The organism is Staphylococcus sp. HMSC062H10, from assembly GCF_001836945.1.
Taxonomy (GTDB): Bacteria; Bacillota; Bacilli; order Staphylococcales; family Staphylococcaceae; genus Staphylococcus; species Staphylococcus aureus.
Map to the genome: position 1 here is coordinate 9,386 of NZ_KV830995.1, position 22,397 is coordinate 31,782.

Here is a 22,397-nt window from a genome sequence, read left to right on the forward strand (position 1 = left end):
ACAAAGAAGGATACCGAGATGGCGAATTTAAAAAGGGTGATAAAGGGATGTGGACGATATATACAGATTTCGCCAAAAGTAATAAACAAGGTGGATTGAGTAATGAAGGTATGGTCTTATACTTAGATAGAAATACACGGACTGCAAAGGGACATTATTTTGTTAAGACATTTTATGAAAAGAATAAATTCCCAGATAGAAAAAATTATAATGTTGAAATGAAAAATAATAAAATCATTTTATTAGATAAAGTAGAAGATACAAATCTAAAAAAGAGAATAGAAAACTTTAAATTTTTCGGACAATATGCAAACCTAAAAGAATTGAAAAACTACAGCAATGGTGATGTCTCAATTAATGAGAATGTTCCAAGTTATGACGCAAAATTTAAAATGAGCAATAAAGATGAAAATGTTAAGCAATTAAGAAGTCGTTATAATATTCCTACTGATAAAGCACCGGTATTAAAAATGCATATTGATGGTAATTTGAAAGGAAGTTCTGTGGGTTATAAAAAGTTGGAAATTGACTTTTCAAAAGGTGAAAAAAGCGAATTATCAGTAGTCGATTCATTAAATTTTCAGCCGGCGAAGGTGGATGAAGATGATGAGGATGGTGTGTAACAATGAAATCTATAAAAAGGATTGGATTGTGCATAAGTCTGTTGATTTTAATCATTTTTGTAACATCTTGTGGTGGTAATAAGATCATGGGAGATTCAAAAGAAGAACAAATCAAAAAGAGCTTTGCGAAAACGTTAGATATGTATCCAATTAAGAATCTCGAGGATTTATACGACAAAGAAGGATATCGAGATGGCGAATTTAAAAAAGATGATAAAGGTACTTGGCTAATTAGATCTGAAATGAAAATCCAATTAAAAGGAGAAAATCTGGAATCTAGAGGGGCAGTTTTAGAAATTAACAGAAATACTAGAACGGCTAAAGGGCATTATATTGTTAGAGAAGTTGTTGAAGATAGCGATGGAATGACACACAATCATACAAAAAGATATCCTGTGAAAATGGAAAATAATAAAATCATTCCATTAAAACCAATCGATGATGAAAAAGTTGAAAAAGAAATTGAAAAATTTAAATTCTTTGTGCAATACGGGAATTTCAAAGAATTGAAAAACTATAAAGATGGTGAGGTGTCATATAACCCAGAAGTACCAATTTACTCTGCACAATATCAATTGAAAAACAGTGATTATAATGTAGAACAATTACGTAAGCGATATAATATCCCGACGCAAAAAGCGCCCAAATTATTATTGAAAGGCTCAGGTAATTTAAAAGGCTCATCAGTTGGATATAAAAATATTGAATTTACCTTTGTTGAAAATAAGAAAGAAAACATTTACTTCACAGATAGTGTCTACTTTAATCCAAGCGAGGATAAATAAATATAATTACTAATATAAAAAATAACGTTAGAACATTTAATAATAAAGTTAAATGAATTACATTTATTAAATTGAATAAGTTAGTTTTGTTTGATAACATAAAAGTGTAATAATCACTATTTTATTAAGTTGTATGAAATATTCAAATGTGTATAAAAATAAAGCAGAGAGATGTGAAATGATGGAGTGTATAAAAAAAATTGCTTTGTACATGAGTGTATTACTTTTAATCATTTTTATTGGGGGATGTGGAAATATGAAAGATGAACAGAAAAAAGAAGCACAAACAAATAAAACAGATTCAAAAGAAGAGCAAATCAAAAAGAGTTTTGCGAAAACGTTAGATATGTATCCAATTAAGAATCTCGAGGATTTATACGACAAAGAAGGATATCGAGATGGCGAATTTGAAAAAGGTGACAAAGGGATGTGGGTTCTCTATTCATCTATTGTATCGGAATTCAAAGGTGAGAGATTAAAATCACGAGGGATGGTATTAAAGTTAGATAGAAATAAGAGAACTGCTAAAGGAAGTTATATTATTAGAGAATTGAAAGAAGATAAAAATCATGATGTTCAAAAAAACGAAAAAAAGTATCCAGTTAAATTGGTGAATAATAAAATAATTCCAACTGAAGATGTAAAAAACGAAGATTTAAAAAGAGAAATTGAAAACTTCAAATTATTTTCTCAATATGGTGAATTTAAGAGTTTAAATACGGATAGGATAACAAATATTTCTTATAATCCTAATGCGCCTAACTATTCAGCTGAATATAAAATTAATGATGATGATAATAATATAAAACAATTAAAAAATCGATTCAATATTAAGTCTAATAAAAATCCTAAGTTATTGTTCAAAGGAGCAGGTAATATAAAAGGGTCTTCTGTTGGATATAAGGAGATACAGATAATTTTCAATAGGAACAAAGAAGAAAGTGTTTCTTGTATTGATAGTATAGAGTTTAAACCGAGTGAAGGAGACCATAATGAGTAAGAGTGACTATAAATTAGATGTTGGCAAATTAAAAAAAGATACTGAACCGACAAGCGCAATATCATTTATGGCGTATGAAATTGAAAATGCTAATAATCATAATTTGAGTAAGATGGCAATAAAGGAACAGTTAGACAGAAGCACAGAAAGGGGCATGTTCCCTTCTAATCTTGAATATGTTGATAGTTACACTGATTCTCTTACTGGAGTAACAACTTCTGCTTTTTTAAATAAAGATACAGGCAAAGTAACTCTCGGGATGACTGGGACTAATTTACAAGACGAAGCCTTTAAAAAGTTAAAAGAAGGTGAATTTTCAAGACAAAATGTTACCAATGCTTTGGAAACAGTTAAAGATGGATATGCAGATCTTAAAATATTATATTCTCCTGCATCTGATCAAAACTATAGATATGCGAATACACAAGAATTTATAAATAAAATAAAAAGTAAGTATGACATTGATTTTATTACTGGACATTCACTAGGTGGAAGAGATGCGGTAGTTCTAGGAATGAGTAATGGTATTCCGAACATTGTGGTTTATAATCCAGCTCCTATTTCTATAACTAGTTTGAATCCTAATTCCCCAGATGGAAAACGATTGTTAGAGTTATATAAAAATTATAAAGGTAATATTACTAGGTTTGTTGCAGAAAATGATGCATTGACAGAAAATCTGAAGAAATATAAGCATTATGTTTTTTTCGGTAATGATAAAGTCTTTAAAAATGGTAAAGGTCATGAAATGAAAGGTTTTTTAACCAAAGAAGAACAAAAAGCTATAAAAAAAGAACTTAAAAAACTACAAGGTTATGCAGAAGAAAATAATAAGTCATTTGTAAAGCATTCAAATAATGCTATCTCTAAATTAGCTAGTATAGAATTACTTAGAGCCAATATGATGACTACAAATGGAGGAGGATTATCTTCTTCGCAGCAAAAAGTTTTAGAAAGTTTAACAGCTTTAACAATTGCGCAGTCATTCAGTCAACTGATAGACGATGAAATTAATCAAATCAAAAAAATGTATAATGAAAAGAAAAAGAAATTTGGAAAAAATTGGGAAGACGCTCAAAAAGCTGGAAAAGCTGTAGGTGAAGATTTGAGTGTAAATGGAGTTCTCAATGCTTTAGATGAAGGTCAAGTGAATGAAAGTAGTATGGTAAGAGAACCTGAACAAATGATATCTGCAAAAGAAAGACAACTTTCAACGATAGGGTCTTCTGTATCAAATTATATTATGAGAGTTAGACTCAGTATTAATGAAATCGTTGATAAAGATCAAGTGCTTGCATCACAAATAGGTGGATTACTATGATGTTTAATCAAATTAATAATAAAAATGAATTAGAAGAATCATATGAATCTGAGAAAAAACGTATAGAGAATGAACTGCAAAATTTAAATGAACTTAGGCATAGAACTCGAAAAGAAAATGAACGTAGTTATGATGTTTTTCAATATTTGAAGCACGAAATGAATTATAGTGAAGATGCCCAAAGGAAAATGACGAGAAATATAGAAGCGTATGAGCAAGAAATCAATGAGATAATTAGAAAGCAAGAATGGAAATTAGAAGAATATAAAGAAGACTTAAAAAAGTCTTATGAAAAGCAGTTAGATAAACTAAGTGACTGATAATTTGGAGGAGATTAAATGACTCTAATAGAACCAGATATGAACTTAAGAATGCCAGATATAAGTACTACAGTAGAAACACTTAATCTCATATCTAAAATGGAAGCGCAAAAAGAAAATATTCGTTCAGTTATTGCACCTGAACATAAGCATAAATATAAAGATATTGAAAACGGATTAAAAGGTGAAGAAAAAGTATTGATTGAACAAATGGCGCAGCATTGCGAAGCTTTTAAAGCTAATTTTAAAGGTGCAGCTCAAGGAGATTGGGTTAAAAGTGCCATGTCTGAGATAGACAGTATTAAGGATGATTTGAAAAAATTAATAGCTAAACTACATATCATACTACTAAATAAAGCTCCCTTCAAAATTTTCATTTTTTCAATGTCTACTTTGGAGGGAGCGCTTCAGTATATTCACAACTGACACTAGGCCGCTTCTTTTTAATTTATTCAACTATAAAGTAATTCGAACTGAATCGAAATATCACACTCACAAATGTAAAAACGCAACTTAAATTACTGTCCCACATTAAACATATCCACATTCCAAACAGCAACAACAAAATCCTCAAGTACCAAAAACGATGACCGCTTTATCAAAATCAACGCAAGTTAACCTCTCCCGAACTCCCCGCTATAGATCATCATCACCTTACAAACCATAAAGCGCTGCAGTTAAGTATTGAATGGCATAGCCAATTGAAATGAAAATAGCAATCGTTATAATAGCACTACCAATGGTATATAAAGTATGTTTCGTAGATAATCCTTCAGTCTTTGAACCAAAAACACTTAGTAGAATAAATGCAATACCAATGATATATAAAACTAAAATGACAAATAGCATGTTTATACACCTCGCTTCTCTTTCGTGAGATATATCTTTGTCTCCATTATAAAGTAAAGTGCTCAATAATTTAATTAAGTATACTATTTTTTTATTATCGAAGATTGCGAAAGATGAAACGCTCCTATATAATGTAAAACGGAATTATTCCTATTTACAAATAAATTGAAGTGAGGGTATATATATATGGCTAAAATTCCAGTTACGGTATTAAGTGGTTATTTAGGCTCGGGGAAAACTACGTTGTTAAATCATATTTTACAAAATCGTGAAGGTCGACGTATCGCGGTAATTGTAAATGATATGAGTGAAGTTAATATCGATAAAGATCTTGTCGCAGATGGTGGGGGACTATCGCGTACAGACGAAAAATTAGTCGAACTATCTAATGGTTGTATCTGTTGTACGCTTAGAGATGATTTATTAAAAGAAGTTGAGCGTTTAGTAAAAAAAGGTGGCATCGATCAGATTGTTATTGAGTCTACAGGGATTTCAGAACCAGTACCTGTTGCGCAAACTTTCTCATATATTGATGATGAACTTGGCATTGATCTTACAGCAATTTGTCGTTTAGATACAATGGTTACAGTTGTTGATGCTAACCGCTTCGTTCATGACATCAACTCAGAAGATTTATTGATGGATCGTGATCAAAGCGTTGATGAAACAGATGAACGTTCGATTGCTGATTTATTAATTGACCAAGTTGAATTTTGTGACGTATTGATTATTAATAAAATTGATTTAATAAGTGAAGAAGAACTTGCAAAGTTAGAAAAAGTGTTAAGTGCATTGCAACCGACTGCTAAAATTATTAAGACAACAAATTCTGAAGTAGATTTAAAAGAAGTCTTAAATACACAGCGTTTTGATTTTGAAAAAGCGAGTGAATCAGCAGGATGGATTAAAGAGCTTGAATCTGGTGGTCATGCATCGCATACGCCTGAAACAGAAGAATATGGCATATCATCATTTGTATATAAACGTCGTCTACCTTTCCATGCTAAAAGGTTTAATGACTGGTTAGAAAGTATGGCAAGTAATATCGTACGCTCAAAAGGTATCGTATGGCTAGCGCAATACAATCATGTAGCATGTTTATTATCTCAAGCAGGGTCATCTTGTAATATACATCCAGTAACATATTGGGTGGCTAGTATGTCTGAAGTGCAACAAACTCAAATATTAGCAGAACGTCAAGACGTCGCAGCTGAATGGGATCCAGAATATGGCGATCGTCATACACAATTTGTCATTATTGGTGCCGACTTAGATGAAGGTGCAATTACAAAAGAACTCGATGCATGCTTAGTCAATGCGCAAGAAATTGATGGAGATTGGCAACAATTTGAAGATCCATATCAATGGAAAATTAGACCGGCACGCTAAGTTAAATGAAGTATAATCATTTTTAAATTGTGGCTTAATTGTTTGCAATTTATGACAATTAATAAAAAGTTAAGATGTTCTTAGGATCTTTTTGTTTTCAATCTATCTAAAGTGTGATAGTTTTGATAAAGCAGAAATTTGCATTTTATCCATAGGGCTAGGACATGTATGTGTCTTAGTCCTTTTTATATTTGCGTTGATGAAAAATGATAAAACCATCGTACCAACTGTTAATTGAAAGTACAATTATTGTTTAACGGTCATAAAAATGAGTGAAGTAATTGCAGCTATCAATGTACTATTACTGCTTACGGTCACACGAGTGTTTCAGACTAAACGTGCAACGAAATTCTGCACGCGGCCAATATATCTTGCGCTAGATCAAGAAGATCATTAAGATTTCGCACGCCAAATCATGAATGTCTTAGACCTCGAGTATCAAACATAAAACACGCCACAAAAATATAACGCGTCAGACTACAAAGATCACGAATATTCCTTACGTACCACCAAGAACATCCTATACAAAAAATACCAAGACCATTTATTTGCAACAAACTACCCAGACTCACCTCACATCAATAAATCAACACAAAGCAAAGCCACCATCCCTATTGGTATAGTGGCCTGAGAATTTTAAGTATTCAATTCGCTTAAATTATTTTGCGAAAATGTCGATAATTGCTTTGATGATTTTAATGATAGTACCTACAATAGCCATCGTTTTGTCCTCCTGTATGTTGATTTAACATAGTGATGAGTTGTTGATCGTTAATGTTTGAGATTAGTTGTTACCTAAAAATTTACCAAGTAAATCTTTAAAGAATTTGAATAATTTTGCTACGAATTCCATGTGAATGGCCCCCTTCAAATAAGATGTTCATATCTATGATATTTTTATAACTTACTTACCAGTGAATTTCTCAATTAATCCTTTAATGAATTTAATGATTCCTGCAATGATACCCATGTGAAAGACCTCCTTTGTTTGTTATGAAAACTTATTTACCAGTGAATTGTTCGATTAAGCTTTTGATAACTTTAATGATGCCAGCGATGATACCCATTAAGATTACCTCCTTTGCTTATGAGTTAACTTCATTGTACATAGTTATCTTGTGCGTAATTGATTTTTTTCCTAACTTGAATTGTTATGATCATAACTGCGAATTTTTTATTTTAAAAGGACGGGAAATACTGCCTAACTGTACAGGTGCATTTACAAAATCTTTACAATCATTGGTTTAATAGAGGTTAAGCTCATGAATTTGACATGAAGCAGAAATTTAATTATATTTTATGTTATAAGTTTAAAACGAATAACACGTTAGGTCTCGTCTAGGCAAAGCATATTTATGAAGATGAATTGAACAGACAGAAGTAACATTTTATATACATATGTGCATGGGAGCACGCTTAAAGAGAACAGTGTAACAAGGTATATCAACCATGGTGCAGTGTCTAGTTAAACTGAAACCTGCAATAGTAAATTTTCTGCCATTATGTACAGAATCTACTATTGTAGGTTTTTATTTTTATACATAAGCATTATGCGAGAGATTAGAAATAAGGAGGTTATGCAGTGTTAAGTTTTCAATTGCTATTTTCACTGTTTGTTATTGCGCTTATCATTGCATTGATAAGTGGCTTGTTGTTTTTAGCACCAGTTATGCCAATGAGATATATTAAATTACATTTATACATACTAGTCATGCCAGTATTAATTGCAGTCATTGGCTTTTTCGGTATTCATGGTCAACATGTCTTAGGCCCATTTAAAATAGATCGTTTATCTTGGTTATTAGCTGGCTTTGTAATGGCGCTTGGCTTTATTATTCAAAAGTTTTCAATGCGATATTTACTAGGTGATCATCATTATAGACATTACTTTCCATTGTTCACTGCGATTACGTCGTTTGCATCTTTAGCATGGATGTCTGAAGACTTAAGACTGATGGCACTCTGCTGGGGTATGACATTATTATGTTTAACATTGCTGATGAACGTTAATCGTTTTTGGAAAGTGCCACGTGAGTCTGCGAAATTATCAAGCATGACATTTTTATGTGGTTGGCTTGCATTCGTTGGCGCAATTGTAACTATTTATATTGCGACTGACGAGTGGCGTGTGCCTCAACATATGTCTCATCCGTCATGGTCATTGATTACTGATGTACTACTTGTATTAGCTGTCATGATACCGGCAGCACAATTTCCTTTTCATCGATGGTTGATTGAATCTGTAACAGCACCAACGCCAGTATCGGCAATTATGCATGCAGGAATTGTGAATGCAGGTGGTGTTATTCTAACTCGTTTTGCGCCGATATTTGATAATGGATTTGCATTATCATTATTACTTATCCTTTCTAGTATTTCTGTATTGTTAGGATCGGGTATTAGCTTAGTTCAAGTTGACTATAAACGCCAATTAGTGGGCTCTACGATGAGTCAAATGGGCTTTATGTTAGTTCAATGTGCATTGGGTGTATATTCAGCAGCGATTATTCATTTAATATTGCACGGTATTTTTAAAGCAACATTATTTTTACAATCAGGTTCTATCGTGAAGCGATTCAATATTCCAAAACAAGCATCTGCTAAAGACGCTTATGGCTGGATTGTCATGGGACGTGTATTAGCTATTATCGTGGCATTTCTGTTTTGGATTAGTAGTGACAGAAGTGCATATGAAGTGTTAAGTGCACTCATTCTAGCATGGTCATTACTTGTATCTTGGAATCAAATGGTAGCCTTTAGTAAAGGGCGTATGGCACGTCTGGTTGGCATGATTTTGATTTCAATTGTGACATTTATCTACATCATCACACATAATTATTTTTACGATGTATTACAAAATATAACAACACATGCGACAACACCGCCTACAATTAGTGTCATCATTAGTGTTGTCATATTAATATTTGGTAGTTTATTAAGTATCTGGGTATCGCGTCATCGATACTCTAAGGCTTTTGCGGTATTGTACGTGTGGTTAGTTAATCTAGGTGAAGCACGCTCGAAAGCGATAGAAAGTCATCCGAATTATTTGAAGAAGTATTTATAGGAGGTGAAAGGTATGACAACACAGTTAAATATCAATTCAGTCATTGAAAATGCGAAACGTGTTATTACACCATTATCACCGATTTCGATTTTTGCAGCACGAAATCCATGGGAAGGATTAGAAGCGGATACGTTTGAAGATGTTGCAAAATGGTTACGTGACGTTCGCGATGTGGATATTTTCCCAAATAAAGCATTAATAGAAAGTGCTGTGGCACGTGGTGAATTAGATGAAAGTGTCTTTAATCAACTTGTTACTGATATGTTACTTGAACATCACTACAATATCCCGCAACACTACATCAATCTTTATATTGATAACATTAAAACATTAAAAGACGTACCTGCATCATATATGAATCATTCAAATGTTGTTGCTGATCTACTATTAGAAAAATCAAAACGTGATATGGCTGATTCATATCATCACTATGATGTACGTCCGATGAGTGATGCAATAATAGATGAACAAGGTGAGCCACTTAGCGAACAAGTGAATCGTCAAATGATTAAATGGACGAAACTTTATATCGATCAATTTCTATCGAGTTGGACAATGCCGAAGCGTGAGCAAAGTTTTTACCATGCATGGTTGCATTTAGCGCAACATGACCATAGTTTTACTAAAGCACAGCGCCAAGTGATTAAAGGCTTGCCCAATGATCCTAAAATGACGATAGAGTCAGTATTAAATCATTTTTCAATTGCGCAGGAAGACTACCAAGCTTATGTTGAAGGACATCTTTTGGCGTTACCGGGTTGGGCAGGTATGTTGTATTACCGTTCACAACAGCATCACTTTGAACAACATTTGTTAACGGATTATTTGGCAATTCGATTAGTTGTCGAACAATTGCTAGTTGGTGATGAGTTCAAGTCAGTCGCTAAAGATTGTGAAAGTAGATCGGAAAATTGGTTTAAGCAAACTGTTGCATCATGGTGTTACTACAGTGATATGCCTAGCGATGTATTACTACAACATGACGTCAATGAAATTCAAACGTTTATTCACTTTGCAGCAACTATGAATAAAAATGTATTTAAAAATTTATGGTTGATTGCCTGGGAAATGACATACGAATCTCAGTTAAAACAAAAAATTAAAGCAGGTCATGAAAGTTTGGCGGGCGTATTAGATGTAAACCAAGTAAATGTTACTGAAAATGACAATGCTAATCAGTCACATTCAGTATCGTTAAATGCCACACAAGCAGTTGATGAAAATAATAGCGAGCTAAATCAGGGGGGCACATCAACGAAAGCGCAAATTGCATTTTGTATAGACGTTCGTTCAGAACCATTTCGCAGACATATCGAAGCAGCAGGGCCCTTTGAAACGATTGGTATTGCAGGTTTCTTTGGATTACCTATTCAAAAAGATGCCGTAGACGAACAATTCAAACATGATTCATTACCTGTCATGGTACCGCCGGCATATCGTATTAAAGAGTTTGCGGACCGTTACGATATGAATGTTTATCGACAACAGCAACAGACAATGTCATCGATGTTTTACACATTTAAATTGATGAAAAATAATGTCATGCCTAGTTTGTTATTGCCTGAATTAAGTGGACCATTTTTAAGCTTGAGTACCATTGTCAATACGATTATGCCTAGAAAAAGTCGCGCGTCTTTACAAAAAATAAAACAAAAATGGTTAAAAAAGCCTGAAACAAAGTTAACGATTGATCGTGAGTTTGACAGAACATCAGACTTACCTGTTGGATTTACTGAACAAGAGCAAATTGATTTCGCGTTACAAGCGTTGAAATTGATGGATTTAACCGAAGCATTTGCGCCGTTCGTTGTGTTAGCAGGTCATGCTAGTCATTCTCACAATAATCCACATCATGCATCACTTGAATGTGGGGCTTGTGGTGGTGCATCAAGCGGATTTAATGCTAAGTTATTAGCGATGATATGTAATCGTCTAAATGTCAGACAAGGATTAAAACAAGCAGGTGTAGTAATTCCGGAGACCACGGTCTTTGCAGCAGCAGAGCATCATACGTCTACTGATACGTTGGCATGGGTATATGTGCCAGATACATTATCAGCTTTAGCTCTAGATGCATATGAATCATTGAATGACGCCATGCCGATGATTTCTGAACACGCGAATCGCGAACGTTTGGACAAACTGCCAACGATTGGTCGAGTGAATCATCCAGTGGAAGAAGCGCAGCGGTTTGCAAGTGATTGGAGTGAAGTACGTCCAGAATGGGGCTTGGCTAAAAATGCATCATTTATAATTGGACGACGCCAATTAACAAAGGGCATTGATTTAGAAGGGCGGACATTTTTACACAATTATGATTGGCGTAAAGATAAAGATGGCACATTGTTAAATACCATCATTTCTGGTCCGGCACTTGTGGCACAATGGATTAATTTACAATATTATGCGTCGACAGTTGCGCCGCATTTTTACGGAAGTGGGAATAAAGCGACACAAACCGTCACGTCAGGTGTTGGTGTCATGCAAGGTAATGCGAGTGATCTGATGTATGGCTTATCATGGCAATCTGTTATGGCTGCTGATCGAACGATGTATCATTCGCCAATTCGTTTGCTTGTCGTTGTTCAGGCACCCGACTATGTTGTAGCAAGACTACTCGCGAATAATGAGCATTTCGCTAGGAAGGTGTCTAATCATTGGCTGCGTTTAATGAGCGTTAATGAGGAAGGGCGTTTTAAAAGTTGGGTTTAACGATGAAATGTTGCGATGCTAAGTAACTAATATATCATCAAATCTACAATGTTCTAGCTTCTTAAAATATACTAAAAATGATAAACTTAATGTAATAGTTGATGTCGTGATAACGATACAAAGATGAAGTAATCAATTTTAATATTATTGGAGTTAGTGATATGAAAAGAACGAAAGGTGAAATCGAAGCTGAAATCAGTAAAGCCATTACGCAATGGGAAAAAGATTTCCTTGGCAGAGGTTCCTTGTCGGTTAAATCAGACATTTTAAGAGATATGGTGATTATTAGTTTGCAAGGTATCTTAACGCCAGCAGAATATCGTGTATGTAGTACGAATGAAGGATTATTAAATATTAAACGAACACGTTCTGAATTAGTTGAATCCGGTGAGCAAGATTTGAATGATATCATATTTAAAATTACAGGTATCAAAGTGATGAGCTTCCATAGTGATTTAAGTACAGTTACAGGTGAACGTATTATCGTATTCAAACTTGAGGATAATTTGGAAAAGCATATTTAAGAAGGTTAGGTATGCTTCTGCAGGCTTATTAAAGCTATAGAAGTATGCTTGGTTAAACAGCGCAACGCCATATATTTGGGTGTGCTGTTTTTCTATTATATGATGTGTTTATTACGTGGATGAATGCGTGGGTCTGAATATAGCCCGTGAAAGGCATATGTCATAAAATTTGCGAATGGTGACAAGTCAACGCAAGCATATTTGTTGCGAGACATGTCCACAATCCTTTTACATAAAGAGTGTATGTATGACGTATGCATATAATCGATAAAATATACCTAAAAAATTAGGTATAATGACCATTGTTGCAATAAGTTTTTCGGCCTTGAAACCGATAACGCATAGTATAATAGGAATAAAATATAATACAAATATCCAGTAAATCAAATTTGAAAACGATGGATGTATAGGGGTAAAGAATCTAACTAATGTAATGATTAACGCTATATAGACAAAAATTACTCTATTGATACGCCCTACCCCCTCTGTATAATAAATATAAATCGTACTAAATTGAAAATAGCAAAATATTGTTATTTCAATTATACAATGTTTTATTTGCAATATACATAACAATATCAAGTTTATAAATTTGATATTGTCGGTAAAGTGAAATTTGTGGCACATTGATATTATGGATAACATTTGTAAAATGAAAATGATGATACGAGGAGATTGTAAGATGATAGATAAAAAATTAACATCACCAAAAATGACAGTGCCTTTATTTTTAATCGCGCTGATTGTATTTATAGGTATGTTTTACAGTGTAGTGACAAATCAAGAATGGCTTAAAAATATAGATATGGGATCATTAACATGGTTTACAGATTATTTCGGTGAGCCACAACGTCAGTATGTTAACAATTTGTTTAATTACTATATGACGTTTAGTGCTGAAATTGGTGATGTCAAAGGTGTCGTGTTGATTTCCATTATCGTTACAATCATACTGTTTATTAAACAGAGGCATTTAGCGGTTTGGTTTGTGACATATTTGGTTTCAGGTGTCATCATGAACAAATTAATTAAAGATACTGTTTTACGTCCAAGACCATATAATCATTTAGCCGTTGATACAGGCTTTTCATTTCCGAGTGGACATTCCAACGCCAGCACATTATTATATTTCGCCTTAATGATCATTATTATTTCAGTTGCTGCTAAGACAATAACAAAAGTGTTGAGTGCGCTGGTTATGGGAATATTATGGCTTAGCATATTATTTTGTCGCCTTTATTTTCATGCGCATTACTTTTCAGATGTCATTGGCGGCACGTCACTAGCAATCATTTGGGTAGCGTTATTCCTAATGGTATACCCATACTTTATTAATCATCGACGACAACGCGTTTAGCAAACATCTTTAGACATAGTGGAGGTATATAGAAAAATGAGAATTAAAACACCGAGTCCATCTTATTTAAAAGGCACAAATGGACATGCGATATTATTATTACATTCATTTACAGGTACAAATCGGGATGTGAAGCATCTTGCAGCTGAGTTAAATGACCAAGGATTTAGTTGTTATGCACCGAATTATCCAGGTCATGGTTTATTGTTGAAAGATTTCATGACATATAATGTAGATGATTGGTGGGAAGAAGTTGAGAAAGCTTACCAATTTTTAGTCAATGAAGGTTATGAATCTATCAGTGCAACGGGTGTGTCATTAGGTGGATTAATGACATTAAAATTGGCGCAACACTATCCTTTGAAACGTATCGCTGTCATGTCAGCACCAAAGGAAAAGAGTGACGATGGTTTAATAGAACATTTAGTTTATTATAGTCAACGCATGTCGAATATTTTAAATTTAGATCAGCAAGCATCGAGTGCGCAATTAGCAGCAATTGATGATTATGAAGGTGAAATTACGAAGTTTCAGCATTTTATTGATGATATCATGACAAATTTAAATGTTATTAAAATGCCAGCTAATATATTATTTGGTGGTAAAGATGCGCCATCCTATGAAACAAGTGCACACTTTATTTATGAACATTTAGGATCAGTAGACAAAGAATTAAATGGTCTGAAGGATTCTCATCATTTAATGACGCATGGAGAGGGCAGAGATATTTTAGAAGAAAATGTTATTCGCTTTTTCAATGCTTTAACATAATTGAAGATTTTAAAAATTAACACTTGAGTGACGATGTTATTATATTTGTCATTTGAGTGTTTTTTGTGGCGTGATAGTATAGGGAACTTAGACAAAGTTGATTTGTATTGTGATGTTGTGGGAATTTTATGGAGTTATACCAGAAGCTGGTTTATATTGTAATGTCGTGGGAATTTTGTTGGCATTGTACCTGAAGTTGTTATGTGGCGAGATGTTGGGGATATAGATGGTGTTGTATGTGGCGAGATGTTGGCGCACGTATACAGCGTTGAACCAGAAATTTTAATGTAGCGTAATGACAACACATTACAAGGGATTTACTATATTATGATAAACTCAGGCGCTACCGTATTAATGAAGCAATTTTGATGCAGGTGTATTGCATGTTATTTACATACATGTTAGAGTGTTACTTAAACACGTAGACGCTTTAACGCTTTAAAGGAGATGTGAATGATGAAAAGACAACAATCACAATGGAAGTCATCAACTGGATTTATTTTAGCTAGTGCGGGTTCTGCAATCGGTCTTGGTGCCATGTGGAAATTCCCATATATGGCAGGGATTTATGGCGGCGGTGCCTTTCTAGCTATGTTCTTAATATTCACCATTTTTGTTGGGTTACCATTACTCATTATGGAATTCACTGTTGGGAAAATGGGACGGACATATACAACACAAATATATAGTAAATTAACTGGTAAGAAATGGCTCAATATCATTGGCTGGAACGGTAATTTGGCAGTGTTTATTTTATTTGGCTTCTATAGTGTTATCGGTGGTTGGATTGTCATTTACATCGGACAAGTATTATGGCAATTAGTTATATTTCAACGCATCAATCATCTCCAAGAAATGAATTTTGAAGCGGTAATATCAAATCCTTGGTTAACCGTTCTAGGGCAAGGTATATTCATATTCGCTACGATGATTATTGTCATGTTAGGTGTTGAAAAAGGATTAGAAAAGGCATCGAAAGTTATGATGCCATTGCTGTTTGTCTTTTTAATCATCATTGTGATTAAGTCTTTAACATTAGATGGTGCCTTAGAAGGTGTGAAATTTATTTTACAACCAAGAGTATCAGAGATTACTGCTGATGGAATCTTGTTTGCGCTAGGTCAATCATTCTTTACGTTATCATTAGGAACTACAGGTATGATTACATATGCGAGTTATGCCTCTAAAGACATGACGATTAAGTCATCAGCTATTTCTATCGTGGTTATGAATATCTTTGTATCTGTATTGGCAGGCCTAGCTATATTTCCGGCGTTACATAGTTTTGGGTATGAACCACAAGAAGGGCCTGGATTATTATTTAAAGTACTGCCAATGGTCTTTAGTCAAATGCATCTAGGCACATTATTCTATTTGGGATCCTTAGTGCTGTTCTTATTTGCGGCTTTAACGTCATCTATTTCTTTATTAGAATTAAATGTTTCTAACTTCACGAAGAATGACAATACAAAACGTAAAAAAGTCGCAGTGATCGGTAGTATTTTAGTATTTATCATTAGTATTCCAGCAACCTTATCTTTTGGTATCTTAAAAGATGTAAGATTCGGTGCGGGAACGATTTTTGATAATATGGATTTCATCGTTTCGAATGTATTGATGCCATTAGGCGCATTAGGTACTACGCTTGTCGTAGGACAATTATTAGATAAAAAATTATTACAACAATATTTTGGTAAAGATCGATTTAGATTATTCAGTGGTTGGTATTACTTAATTAAGTATGCGATGCCAGTCGTTATTATTTTAGTCTTTATCGTGCAATTATTTAGTTAATATATAGAAGCATCTGACACACAAGTATTTGTGTTGCTCAGGTGTTTTTTTGTTTGGAATTGAAAAGTTTGTACTGGTTCTGAATTAATTGAAACTTAGATAATTGCAAAATAACAAAATGTCGTTTATAATTCTTATCTGAAAAGTAAGAATTAAAATTGAGACATGAAGAAAGGTTTCATTCATTTGATCGGCATGTCAGATGAGGGTGCATCTATGATTACTTATGATTTAATTGGCAATACACCATTAGTACTGTTAGAACATTATAGTGATGATAAAGTTAAAATTTATGCCAAGCTTGAACAATGGAATCCCGGAGGCAGTGTTAAAGACAGACTCGGGAAATATTTAGTAGAGAAGGCAATTCAAGAAGGGCGTGTGCGTGCAGGTCAAACTATTGTTGAAGCGACTGCTGGCAATACAGGCATAGGGTTAGCTATTGCAGCAAATAGACATCATTTGAAATGTAAGATTTTTGCGCCGTATGGTTTTTCAGAAGAAAAGATTAATATTATGATAGCGCTTGGTGCAGATGTTTCAAGGACGAGTCAGTCTGAAGGCATGCTTGGAGCACAAAAAGCTGCACGTTCCTATGCTGAAAAATATGGTGCCGTTTATATGAATCAATTTGAATCCGAACATAATCCGGATACATATTTTCATACATTGGGACCCGAATTGACTTCTGCATTACAGCAAATTGATTATTTTGTGGCTGGTATTGGCTCTGGCGGTACATTTACAGGTACCGCGCGTTATTTAAAGCAACAGCACGTGCAATGTTATGCCGTTGAGCCAGAAGGGTCCGTGTTAAATGGAGGACCAGCTCATGCACATGACACTGAAGGTATCGGTTCTGAGAAATGGCCGATATTTTTAGAGAGACGTCTTGTAGATGGGATATTTACGATTAAAGACCAAGATGCCTTTCGAAATGTCAAAAGTTTGGCAAAGCATGAAGGATTACTGGTAGGCAGTTCTTCAGGTGCAGCATTACAAGGTGCATTGAATTTAAAAGCGCAATTATCTGAAGGTACGATTGTTGTCGTATTTCCAGATGGTAGCGATCGATATATGTCTAAGCAAATATTTAATTATGAGGAGAATGATTATGAATAAGAAAACGAAATTAATTCACGGTGGACACACAACGGACGACTATACAGGTGCAGTTACAACACCAATTTATCAAACAAGTACATATTTACAAGATGATATTGGTGATTTACGTCAAGGATATGAATATTCTCGTACTGCGAATCCAACAAGAAGTTCTGTAGAAAGCGTTATTGCGGCATTAGAAAATGGCAAACATGGCTTTGCATTTAGTTCAGGTGTTGCAGCAATCAGTGCAGTTGTTATGCTGTTGGACAAAGGTGATCATATTATTTTAAATTCAGATGTATACGGCGGTACTTATCGCGCATTGACAAAAGTATTTACACGATTTGGTATTGAAGTGGATTTTGTAGATACAACGCATACCGATTCAATTGTACAAGCGATACGCCCAACAACAAAGATGTTGTTTATTGAAACACCTTCTAATCCATTATTACGTGTTACTGACATTAAAAAGTCTGCTGAAATTGCGAAAGAACACGGTTTGATTTCAGTCGTTGATAACACATTTATGACACCTTATTATCAGAATCCATTAGATTTAGGCATCGATATTGTCTTGCATTCTGCAACGAAATATTTAGGTGGACATAGTGATGTCGTTGCTGGTTTAGTTGCAACATCGGATGACAAGCTTGCAGAACGTTTAGCATTTATTTCAAATTCAACAGGTGGCATTTTAGGACCTCAAGATAGCTATTTACTTGTGAGGGGTATTAAAACATTAGGTTTACGTATGGAACAAATTAATCGAAGTGTTATTGAAATTATTAAAATGTTACAAGCACATCCAGCTGTGCAACAAGTATTCCATCCAAGTATTGAAAGCCATTTGAATCATGATGTCCATATGGCACAAGCAGATGGGCATACAGGTGTGATTGCATTTGAAGTGAAAGATACTGAGAGTGCCAAACAATTAATTAGAGCAACATCTTATTACACATTAGCTGAAAGTTTAGGTGCAGTGGAAAGTTTAATTTCAGTACCTGCATTGATGACACATGCATCCATTCCAGCAGATATTCGAGCTAAAGAAGGTATTACAGACGGACTTGTAAGAATTTCTGTAGGTATTGAAGATACTGAAGATTTAGTGGATGATTTAAATCAAGCACTAGATACGTTATAAATAATAGCAGCACTGGCATATATTTTGACTTCAACATTTGTTGTTCTTGAATATGCTAGTGCTTTTTTTGTGCGATGTTAATATTTAGTAATTGCGTTGTGGAGGATTGCTGGTCATTTTTATTCATTTAATTTGACGATAGCCATAGTCTTGTCACAAGGTATAATTATTTTTTAATTTTTTAGAAAATTCGGCAAATTGTATTGACGATATATGCAATTTTGCATATAATGCTCTTATTCCTAGTGGATTAATAAGAATTTGTAGGAGGGGCGATGATGATTGAGTTTCGACAAGTTAGTAAATCATTTCATAAGAAAAAGCAAACAATAGATGCTTTGAAGGACGTATCATTTACGGTCAATCGCAATGATATTTTTGGTGTGATTGGATATAGTGGTGCAGGAAAAAGTACGTTGGTAAGACTCGTGAATCATCTTGAAGCTGCCTCGAATGGACAAGTGATTGTAGATGGGCATGATATTACGAATTATAGCGATAAAATGATGAGGGATATTAAGAGAGATATCGGTATGATATTTCAGCATTTTAATTTACTAAATTCAGCTACGGTATTTAAAAATGTAGCTATGCCGCTCATTTTAAGTAAGAAAAGCAAAACAGAAATTAAGCAACGCGTAACGGAAATGCTTGAATTTGTAGGATTGAGTGATAAAAAAGACCAATTTCCTGATGAATTGTCGGGTGGACAGAAGCAAAGAGTGGCTATTGCAAGAGCTCTTGTTACTAATCCGAAAATACTCCTATGTGATGAAGCAACAAGCGCATTGGATCCAGCAACGACTGCTTCGATATTGACGTTATTAAAGAATGTCAATCAAACCTTTGGCATTACAATTATGATGATTACACATGAAATGCGCGTTATTAAAGACATTTGTAATCGTGTTGCTGTAATGGAAAAGGGGCAAGTGGTTGAAACAGGCACTGTTAAAGAGGTGTTTAGTCATCCTAAAACGACGATTGCTCAAAATTTTGTGTCTACAGTTATACAGACTGAGCCAAGTACATCATTGATTCGTCGATTGAATGACGAACAAGTTGGCGATTTTAAAGATTATAAAATCTTCGTCGAGGAAACTCAGGTGACACAACCGATTATAAATGACTTGATTCAAATTTGTGGCAGAGAGGTTAAAATTTTATTTTCATCTATGTCAGAAATACAAGGTAACACCGTATGTTATATGTGGCTTCGATTTAATATGGATCAACAATTTGATGACACGGCAATAAATCAATATTTCAAAGAGAAAAATATTCAATTTGAGGAGGTGCATTAACATATGTTTGGTTCTGATTTAGACAGTGCACAGTTATTACAAGCATTGTACGAAACGCTATATATGGTATCTATTGCTTTATTTTTAGGAGCAGTGATTGGTATTCCATTAGGTGTCTTATTGGTAATTACTCGAAAACAAGGCATATGGCCCAATATAGTGATACATCAAGTTTTAAATCCTTTAATCAATATTTTAAGGTCACTACCATTTATTATTTTGTTAATTGCGATTGTACCATTCACAAAATTAGTAGTAGGTACTTCAATTGGTACGACTGCTGCCATCGTGCCTTTAACAGTATATGTGGCACCTTACATTGCAAGACTTGTTGAAAACTCATTATTGGAAGTAGACGAGGGGATTATTGAAGCGGCGAAAGCGATGGGCGCTTCACCACTACAAATCATTAGATATTTTTTAATTCCTGAAGCGTTAGGTTCATTAGTATTAGCAATTACCACTGCGATTATTGGACTTATTGGAAGTACGGCGATGGCAGGCGCTGTTGGCGGTGGTGGTATAGGAGACTTAGCTTTAGTGTATGGTTATCAAAGATTTGATACGACGGTCATTATTATTACCGTTATTGTATTAGTCATTATTGTCCAAGTAATTCAAACGCTAGGGAATGTCCTAGCTAGATTCATACGTAGACATTAATGATATATAGTGAAGATTTTGAAAGGAATTGATAGAATGAAAAGATTGATTGGGTTAGTTATCGTAGCACTTGTATTATTAGCAGCGTGTGGCAGTAACAATGATAAAAAAGTAACAATTGGTGTCGCATCAAATGACACTAAGGCTTGGGAGAAGGTTAAAGAATTAGCTAAAAAACATGATATTGATGTGGAGATTAAGCACTTCTCCGATTACAATTTACCGAATAAAGCATTAAACGATGGTGATATTGATATGAATGCATTCCAACATTTTGCATTTTTAGATCAATATAAAAAGGCGCATAAAGGAACAAAGATTTCAGCATTAAGTACAACAGTTTTAGCACCGTTGGGTATTTACTCAGATAAAATTAAAGATGTCAAAAAGGTTAAAGATGGTGCTAAAGTTGTCATTCCAAATGATGCGTCAAACCAAGCACGTGCACTTAAACTATTAGAAGCAGCTGGTTTAATAAAACTGAAAAAAGATTTCGGATTAGCAGGCACGGTGAAAGATATAACGTCAAATCCGAAACATTTAAAAATCACTGCAGTAGATGCGCAACAAACTGCACGCGCGTTATCTGACGTTGATATTGCAGTTATTAATAACGGTGTAGCAACTAAAGCTGGGAAAGATCCAAAAAATGATCCGATATTTTTAGAAAAATCAAATTCAGATGCGGTCAAACCATATATTAATATTGTTGCAGTTAATGACAAAGACTTGGATAACAAAACATATGCTAAAATCGTAGAATTGTATCATTCAAAAGAAGCTCAAAAAGCGTTGCAGGAAGATGTCAAAGATGGAGAGAAACCTGTTAATTTATCTAAAGATGAGATTAAGGCCATCGAAACGTCATTAGCAAAATAAATTATATTGCGTCCTACAAGCAAAGTTCATGCTTAAGTTTGTAGGGCGTTTTTGTTTGCCTATAAAAATGTTTCAAAAGACAGAAAGGGATTGTAATCATTTTATAGTGAAATATTATGAAATTGTAATAATTTAGATATTGTAAAATCTAATAAGTTGTAATAATTTTAAGAGGTAATTATAAAATTTGATGACACAGTATATGATTTTTTTGTAATCATAATGTCATCAAACATCAACCTATTATACATAATTAAATCGTATAATGATGTAGTATTCATAAATTCGGATAAAAAGAATGTTAGGAAAGTTATGCAAGAGGAGGATTTTAAAGTGCAAAAAAAAGTAATTGCAGCTATTATTGGGACAAGCGCGATTAGCGCTGTTGCGGCAACTCAAGCAAATGCGGCTACAACTCACACAGTAAAACCGGGTGAATCAGTGTGGGCAATTTCAAATAAGTATGGGATTTCGATTGCTAAATTAAAGTCATTAAACAATTTAACATCTAATCTAATTTTCCCAAACCAAGTACTAAAAGTATCTGGCTCAAGTAATTCTACGAGCAATAGTAGCCGTCCATCAACGAATTCAAGCGGTGGATCATATTACACAGTACAAGCAGGTGACTCATTGTCATTAATCGCTTCAAAATATGGTACAACATATCAAAACATTATGCGACTTAATGGTTTAAATAATTTCTTTATTTATCCAGGTCAAAAATTAAAAGTATCAGGTACTGCAAGCTCAAGTAATTCTACGAGCAATAGTAGCCGTCC

Annotated in this window: 25 protein-coding genes and 2 pseudogenes; 21 read left to right on the forward strand and 6 right to left on the reverse strand. The window is 34.1% G+C overall.

The genetic code is table 11. The features are described from left to right. The 6 genes and pseudogenes from lpl8 to HMPREF2658_RS11715 all read left to right on the forward strand — a co-directional run. On the forward strand, positions 1-623 hold a 623-nt coding region (lpl8, locus tag HMPREF2658_RS11690), incomplete at its 5' end, for a tandem-type lipoprotein Lpl8 (RefSeq protein WP_070854422.1). Positions 624-625: 2 nt separating this feature from the next. Beyond that, complete coding sequence (lpl9, locus tag HMPREF2658_RS11695) at positions 626-1,408, forward strand: tandem-type lipoprotein Lpl9 (protein WP_001656910.1); 783 nt, start codon at positions 626-628, stop codon at positions 1,406-1,408. A gap of 181 nt (positions 1,409-1,589) precedes the next feature. Beyond that, complete coding sequence (locus HMPREF2658_RS11700; protein WP_000388882.1) at positions 1,590-2,408, forward strand: tandem-type lipoprotein; 819 nt, start codon at positions 1,590-1,592, stop codon at positions 2,406-2,408. Continuing rightward, positions 2,401-3,729, forward strand: a complete 1,329-nt coding sequence (locus tag HMPREF2658_RS11705; RefSeq protein WP_000045194.1) for a hypothetical protein — start codon at positions 2,401-2,403, stop codon at positions 3,727-3,729. The genes HMPREF2658_RS11700 and HMPREF2658_RS11705 overlap by 8 nt, the downstream gene beginning before the upstream one ends. Next, entirely contained in the window at positions 3,726-4,049 is a 324-nt protein-coding gene (locus tag HMPREF2658_RS11710; RefSeq protein WP_000971498.1) for a hypothetical protein, read from the forward strand. Before HMPREF2658_RS11705 ends, HMPREF2658_RS11710 begins: the two co-directional genes overlap by 4 nt. A gap of 18 nt (positions 4,050-4,067) precedes the next feature. Beyond that, positions 4,068-4,373 (forward strand): annotated as a pseudogene (locus tag HMPREF2658_RS11715) (hypothetical protein); the annotation flags it as partial. Between the two features lie 330 nt (positions 4,374-4,703). Here HMPREF2658_RS11715 and HMPREF2658_RS11720 read toward each other — a convergent pair. After that, a complete protein-coding gene (locus tag HMPREF2658_RS11720; RefSeq protein ID WP_001796660.1) occupies positions 4,704-4,964 on the reverse strand; it encodes a hypothetical protein in 261 nt (86 codons plus the stop codon). Between the two features lie 120 nt (positions 4,965-5,084). Here HMPREF2658_RS11720 and HMPREF2658_RS11725 point away from each other — a divergent pair, with 120 nt between their 5' ends. Both HMPREF2658_RS11725 and HMPREF2658_RS14880 read left to right on the forward strand, forming a co-directional pair. Then, positions 5,085-6,287 (forward strand): GTP-binding protein, encoded by a 1,203-nt coding sequence (locus tag HMPREF2658_RS11725; protein ID WP_001062986.1) that lies wholly within the window; start codon positions 5,085-5,087, stop codon positions 6,285-6,287. 268 nt (positions 6,288-6,555) lie between these two features. Beyond that, positions 6,556-6,684: a hypothetical protein gene (locus tag HMPREF2658_RS14880; protein WP_001796659.1), complete on the forward strand. Its 129-nt coding sequence runs from the start codon at positions 6,556-6,558 to the stop codon at positions 6,682-6,684. Between the two features lie 261 nt (positions 6,685-6,945). Here the strand turns inward: HMPREF2658_RS14880 and HMPREF2658_RS14645 are convergent, their stop codons facing one another. The 4 genes from HMPREF2658_RS14645 to HMPREF2658_RS14655 form a co-directional block, all read right to left on the reverse strand. Beyond that, the gene (locus HMPREF2658_RS14645) at positions 6,946-7,008 is read right to left on the reverse strand and encodes a phenol-soluble modulin PSM-alpha-4 (protein WP_014532416.1); all 63 of its coding nucleotides are present in this window, start codon (positions 7,006-7,008) and stop codon (positions 6,946-6,948) included. A gap of 63 nt (positions 7,009-7,071) precedes the next feature. Beyond that, complete coding sequence (locus HMPREF2658_RS14400; protein WP_014373779.1) at positions 7,072-7,140, reverse strand: phenol-soluble modulin PSM-alpha-3; 69 nt, start codon at positions 7,138-7,140, stop codon at positions 7,072-7,074. 51 nt (positions 7,141-7,191) lie between these two features. Next, a complete protein-coding gene (locus tag HMPREF2658_RS14650) occupies positions 7,192-7,257 on the reverse strand; it encodes a phenol-soluble modulin PSM-alpha-2 (RefSeq protein WP_014373780.1) in 66 nt (21 codons plus the stop codon). Positions 7,258-7,288: 31 nt separating this feature from the next. Beyond that, entirely contained in the window at positions 7,289-7,354 is a 66-nt protein-coding gene (locus HMPREF2658_RS14655) for a phenol-soluble modulin PSM-alpha-1 (RefSeq protein WP_014373781.1), read from the reverse strand. A gap of 515 nt (positions 7,355-7,869) precedes the next feature. Here HMPREF2658_RS14655 and HMPREF2658_RS11735 point away from each other — a divergent pair. From HMPREF2658_RS11735 to HMPREF2658_RS11745, 3 genes are all read left to right on the forward strand, one after another. Further along, the gene (locus tag HMPREF2658_RS11735; RefSeq protein ID WP_000948304.1) at positions 7,870-9,354 is read left to right on the forward strand and encodes an NADH dehydrogenase subunit 5; all 1,485 of its coding nucleotides are present in this window, start codon (positions 7,870-7,872) and stop codon (positions 9,352-9,354) included. 12 nt (positions 9,355-9,366) lie between these two features. Continuing rightward, positions 9,367-12,066, forward strand: a complete 2,700-nt coding sequence (locus tag HMPREF2658_RS11740; RefSeq protein WP_000211558.1) for a DUF2309 domain-containing protein — start codon at positions 9,367-9,369, stop codon at positions 12,064-12,066. A gap of 161 nt (positions 12,067-12,227) precedes the next feature. Then, complete coding sequence (locus HMPREF2658_RS11745) at positions 12,228-12,590, forward strand: Na-translocating system protein MpsC family protein (RefSeq protein ID WP_000831495.1); 363 nt, start codon at positions 12,228-12,230, stop codon at positions 12,588-12,590. A 228-nt stretch (positions 12,591-12,818) separates the two neighbouring features. On the opposite strand, the gene HMPREF2658_RS14405 is transcribed toward HMPREF2658_RS11745, so the two are convergent. Continuing rightward, positions 12,819-13,235: a hypothetical protein gene (locus HMPREF2658_RS14405; RefSeq protein ID WP_001796656.1), complete on the reverse strand. Its 417-nt coding sequence runs from the start codon at positions 13,233-13,235 to the stop codon at positions 12,819-12,821. Positions 13,236-13,272: 37 nt separating this feature from the next. Between HMPREF2658_RS14405 and HMPREF2658_RS11755 the strand changes: the two genes are divergently transcribed. The 10 genes and pseudogenes from HMPREF2658_RS11755 to aaa all read left to right on the forward strand — a co-directional run. Then, positions 13,273-13,947 carry a phosphatase PAP2 family protein gene (locus tag HMPREF2658_RS11755; RefSeq protein ID WP_000565822.1) on the forward strand — a complete coding sequence of 225 codons (675 nt, stop codon included), beginning with the start codon at positions 13,273-13,275 and terminating at the stop codon, positions 13,945-13,947. A gap of 36 nt (positions 13,948-13,983) precedes the next feature. Then, positions 13,984-14,718 carry an alpha/beta hydrolase gene (locus tag HMPREF2658_RS11760; protein WP_001220813.1) on the forward strand — a complete coding sequence of 245 codons (735 nt, stop codon included), beginning with the start codon at positions 13,984-13,986 and terminating at the stop codon, positions 14,716-14,718. 201 nt (positions 14,719-14,919) lie between these two features. Further along, a complete protein-coding gene (locus HMPREF2658_RS11765) occupies positions 14,920-15,009 on the forward strand; it encodes a hypothetical protein (protein ID WP_031785503.1) in 90 nt (29 codons plus the stop codon). 165 nt (positions 15,010-15,174) lie between these two features. Beyond that, a complete protein-coding gene (locus tag HMPREF2658_RS11770; RefSeq protein WP_070854424.1) occupies positions 15,175-16,512 on the forward strand; it encodes a sodium-dependent transporter in 1,338 nt (445 codons plus the stop codon). 216 nt (positions 16,513-16,728) lie between these two features. After that, a complete protein-coding gene (locus HMPREF2658_RS11775) occupies positions 16,729-17,634 on the forward strand; it encodes a PLP-dependent cysteine synthase family protein (RefSeq protein ID WP_000634103.1) in 906 nt (301 codons plus the stop codon). Beyond that, positions 17,627-18,769, forward strand: a complete 1,143-nt coding sequence (locus tag HMPREF2658_RS11780) for a bifunctional cystathionine gamma-lyase/homocysteine desulfhydrase (protein ID WP_001036647.1) — start codon at positions 17,627-17,629, stop codon at positions 18,767-18,769. The genes HMPREF2658_RS11775 and HMPREF2658_RS11780 overlap by 8 nt, the downstream gene beginning before the upstream one ends. Before the next feature lie 278 nt (positions 18,770-19,047). Then, positions 19,048-20,073, forward strand: a complete 1,026-nt coding sequence (locus HMPREF2658_RS11785; RefSeq protein ID WP_000569277.1) for a methionine ABC transporter ATP-binding protein — start codon at positions 19,048-19,050, stop codon at positions 20,071-20,073. Positions 20,074-20,076: 3 nt separating this feature from the next. Next, positions 20,077-20,736 carry a methionine ABC transporter permease gene (locus tag HMPREF2658_RS11790; RefSeq protein ID WP_000467994.1) on the forward strand — a complete coding sequence of 220 codons (660 nt, stop codon included), beginning with the start codon at positions 20,077-20,079 and terminating at the stop codon, positions 20,734-20,736. 36 nt (positions 20,737-20,772) lie between these two features. Continuing rightward, positions 20,773-21,615, forward strand: a complete 843-nt coding sequence (gmpC, locus tag HMPREF2658_RS11795; protein WP_000825537.1) for a dipeptide ABC transporter glycylmethionine-binding lipoprotein — start codon at positions 20,773-20,775, stop codon at positions 21,613-21,615. A 333-nt stretch (positions 21,616-21,948) separates the two neighbouring features. Further along, positions 21,949-22,397: pseudogene (aaa, locus tag HMPREF2658_RS11800) on the forward strand (autolysin/adhesin Aaa); the annotation flags it as partial.

What these genes read in the sequence shown, in the direction of transcription:
- lpl9 (WP_001656910.1), top strand. Translation starts at nt 626, where the DNA reads ATGAAATCTATAAAAAGGATTGGATTGTGCATAAGTCTGTTGATTTTA.
- HMPREF2658_RS11700 (WP_000388882.1), top strand. Translation starts at nt 1,590, where the DNA reads ATGGAGTGTATAAAAAAAATTGCTTTGTACATGAGTGTATTACTTTTA.
- HMPREF2658_RS11705 (WP_000045194.1), top strand. Translation starts at nt 2,401, where the DNA reads ATGAGTAAGAGTGACTATAAATTAGATGTTGGCAAATTAAAAAAAGAT.
- HMPREF2658_RS11710 (WP_000971498.1), top strand. Translation starts at nt 3,726, where the DNA reads ATGATGTTTAATCAAATTAATAATAAAAATGAATTAGAAGAATCATAT.
- HMPREF2658_RS11725 (WP_001062986.1), top strand. Translation starts at nt 5,085, where the DNA reads ATGGCTAAAATTCCAGTTACGGTATTAAGTGGTTATTTAGGCTCGGGG.
- HMPREF2658_RS14880 (WP_001796659.1), top strand. Translation starts at nt 6,556, where the DNA reads ATGAGTGAAGTAATTGCAGCTATCAATGTACTATTACTGCTTACGGTC.
- HMPREF2658_RS11740 (WP_000211558.1), top strand. Translation starts at nt 9,367, where the DNA reads ATGACAACACAGTTAAATATCAATTCAGTCATTGAAAATGCGAAACGT.
- HMPREF2658_RS11745 (WP_000831495.1), top strand. Translation starts at nt 12,228, where the DNA reads ATGAAAAGAACGAAAGGTGAAATCGAAGCTGAAATCAGTAAAGCCATT.
- HMPREF2658_RS14405 (WP_001796656.1), bottom strand. Translation starts at nt 13,235, where the DNA reads ATGTTATCCATAATATCAATGTGCCACAAATTTCACTTTACCGACAAT.
- HMPREF2658_RS11755 (WP_000565822.1), top strand. Translation starts at nt 13,273, where the DNA reads ATGATAGATAAAAAATTAACATCACCAAAAATGACAGTGCCTTTATTT.
- HMPREF2658_RS11760 (WP_001220813.1), top strand. Translation starts at nt 13,984, where the DNA reads ATGAGAATTAAAACACCGAGTCCATCTTATTTAAAAGGCACAAATGGA.
- HMPREF2658_RS11765 (WP_031785503.1), top strand. Translation starts at nt 14,920, where the DNA reads ATGTGGCGAGATGTTGGGGATATAGATGGTGTTGTATGTGGCGAGATG.
- HMPREF2658_RS11770 (WP_070854424.1), top strand. Translation starts at nt 15,175, where the DNA reads ATGAAAAGACAACAATCACAATGGAAGTCATCAACTGGATTTATTTTA.
- HMPREF2658_RS11775 (WP_000634103.1), top strand. Translation starts at nt 16,729, where the DNA reads ATGATTACTTATGATTTAATTGGCAATACACCATTAGTACTGTTAGAA.
- HMPREF2658_RS11780 (WP_001036647.1), top strand. Translation starts at nt 17,627, where the DNA reads ATGAATAAGAAAACGAAATTAATTCACGGTGGACACACAACGGACGAC.
- HMPREF2658_RS11785 (WP_000569277.1), top strand. Translation starts at nt 19,048, where the DNA reads ATGATTGAGTTTCGACAAGTTAGTAAATCATTTCATAAGAAAAAGCAA.
- HMPREF2658_RS11790 (WP_000467994.1), top strand. Translation starts at nt 20,077, where the DNA reads ATGTTTGGTTCTGATTTAGACAGTGCACAGTTATTACAAGCATTGTAC.
- gmpC (WP_000825537.1), top strand. Translation starts at nt 20,773, where the DNA reads ATGAAAAGATTGATTGGGTTAGTTATCGTAGCACTTGTATTATTAGCA.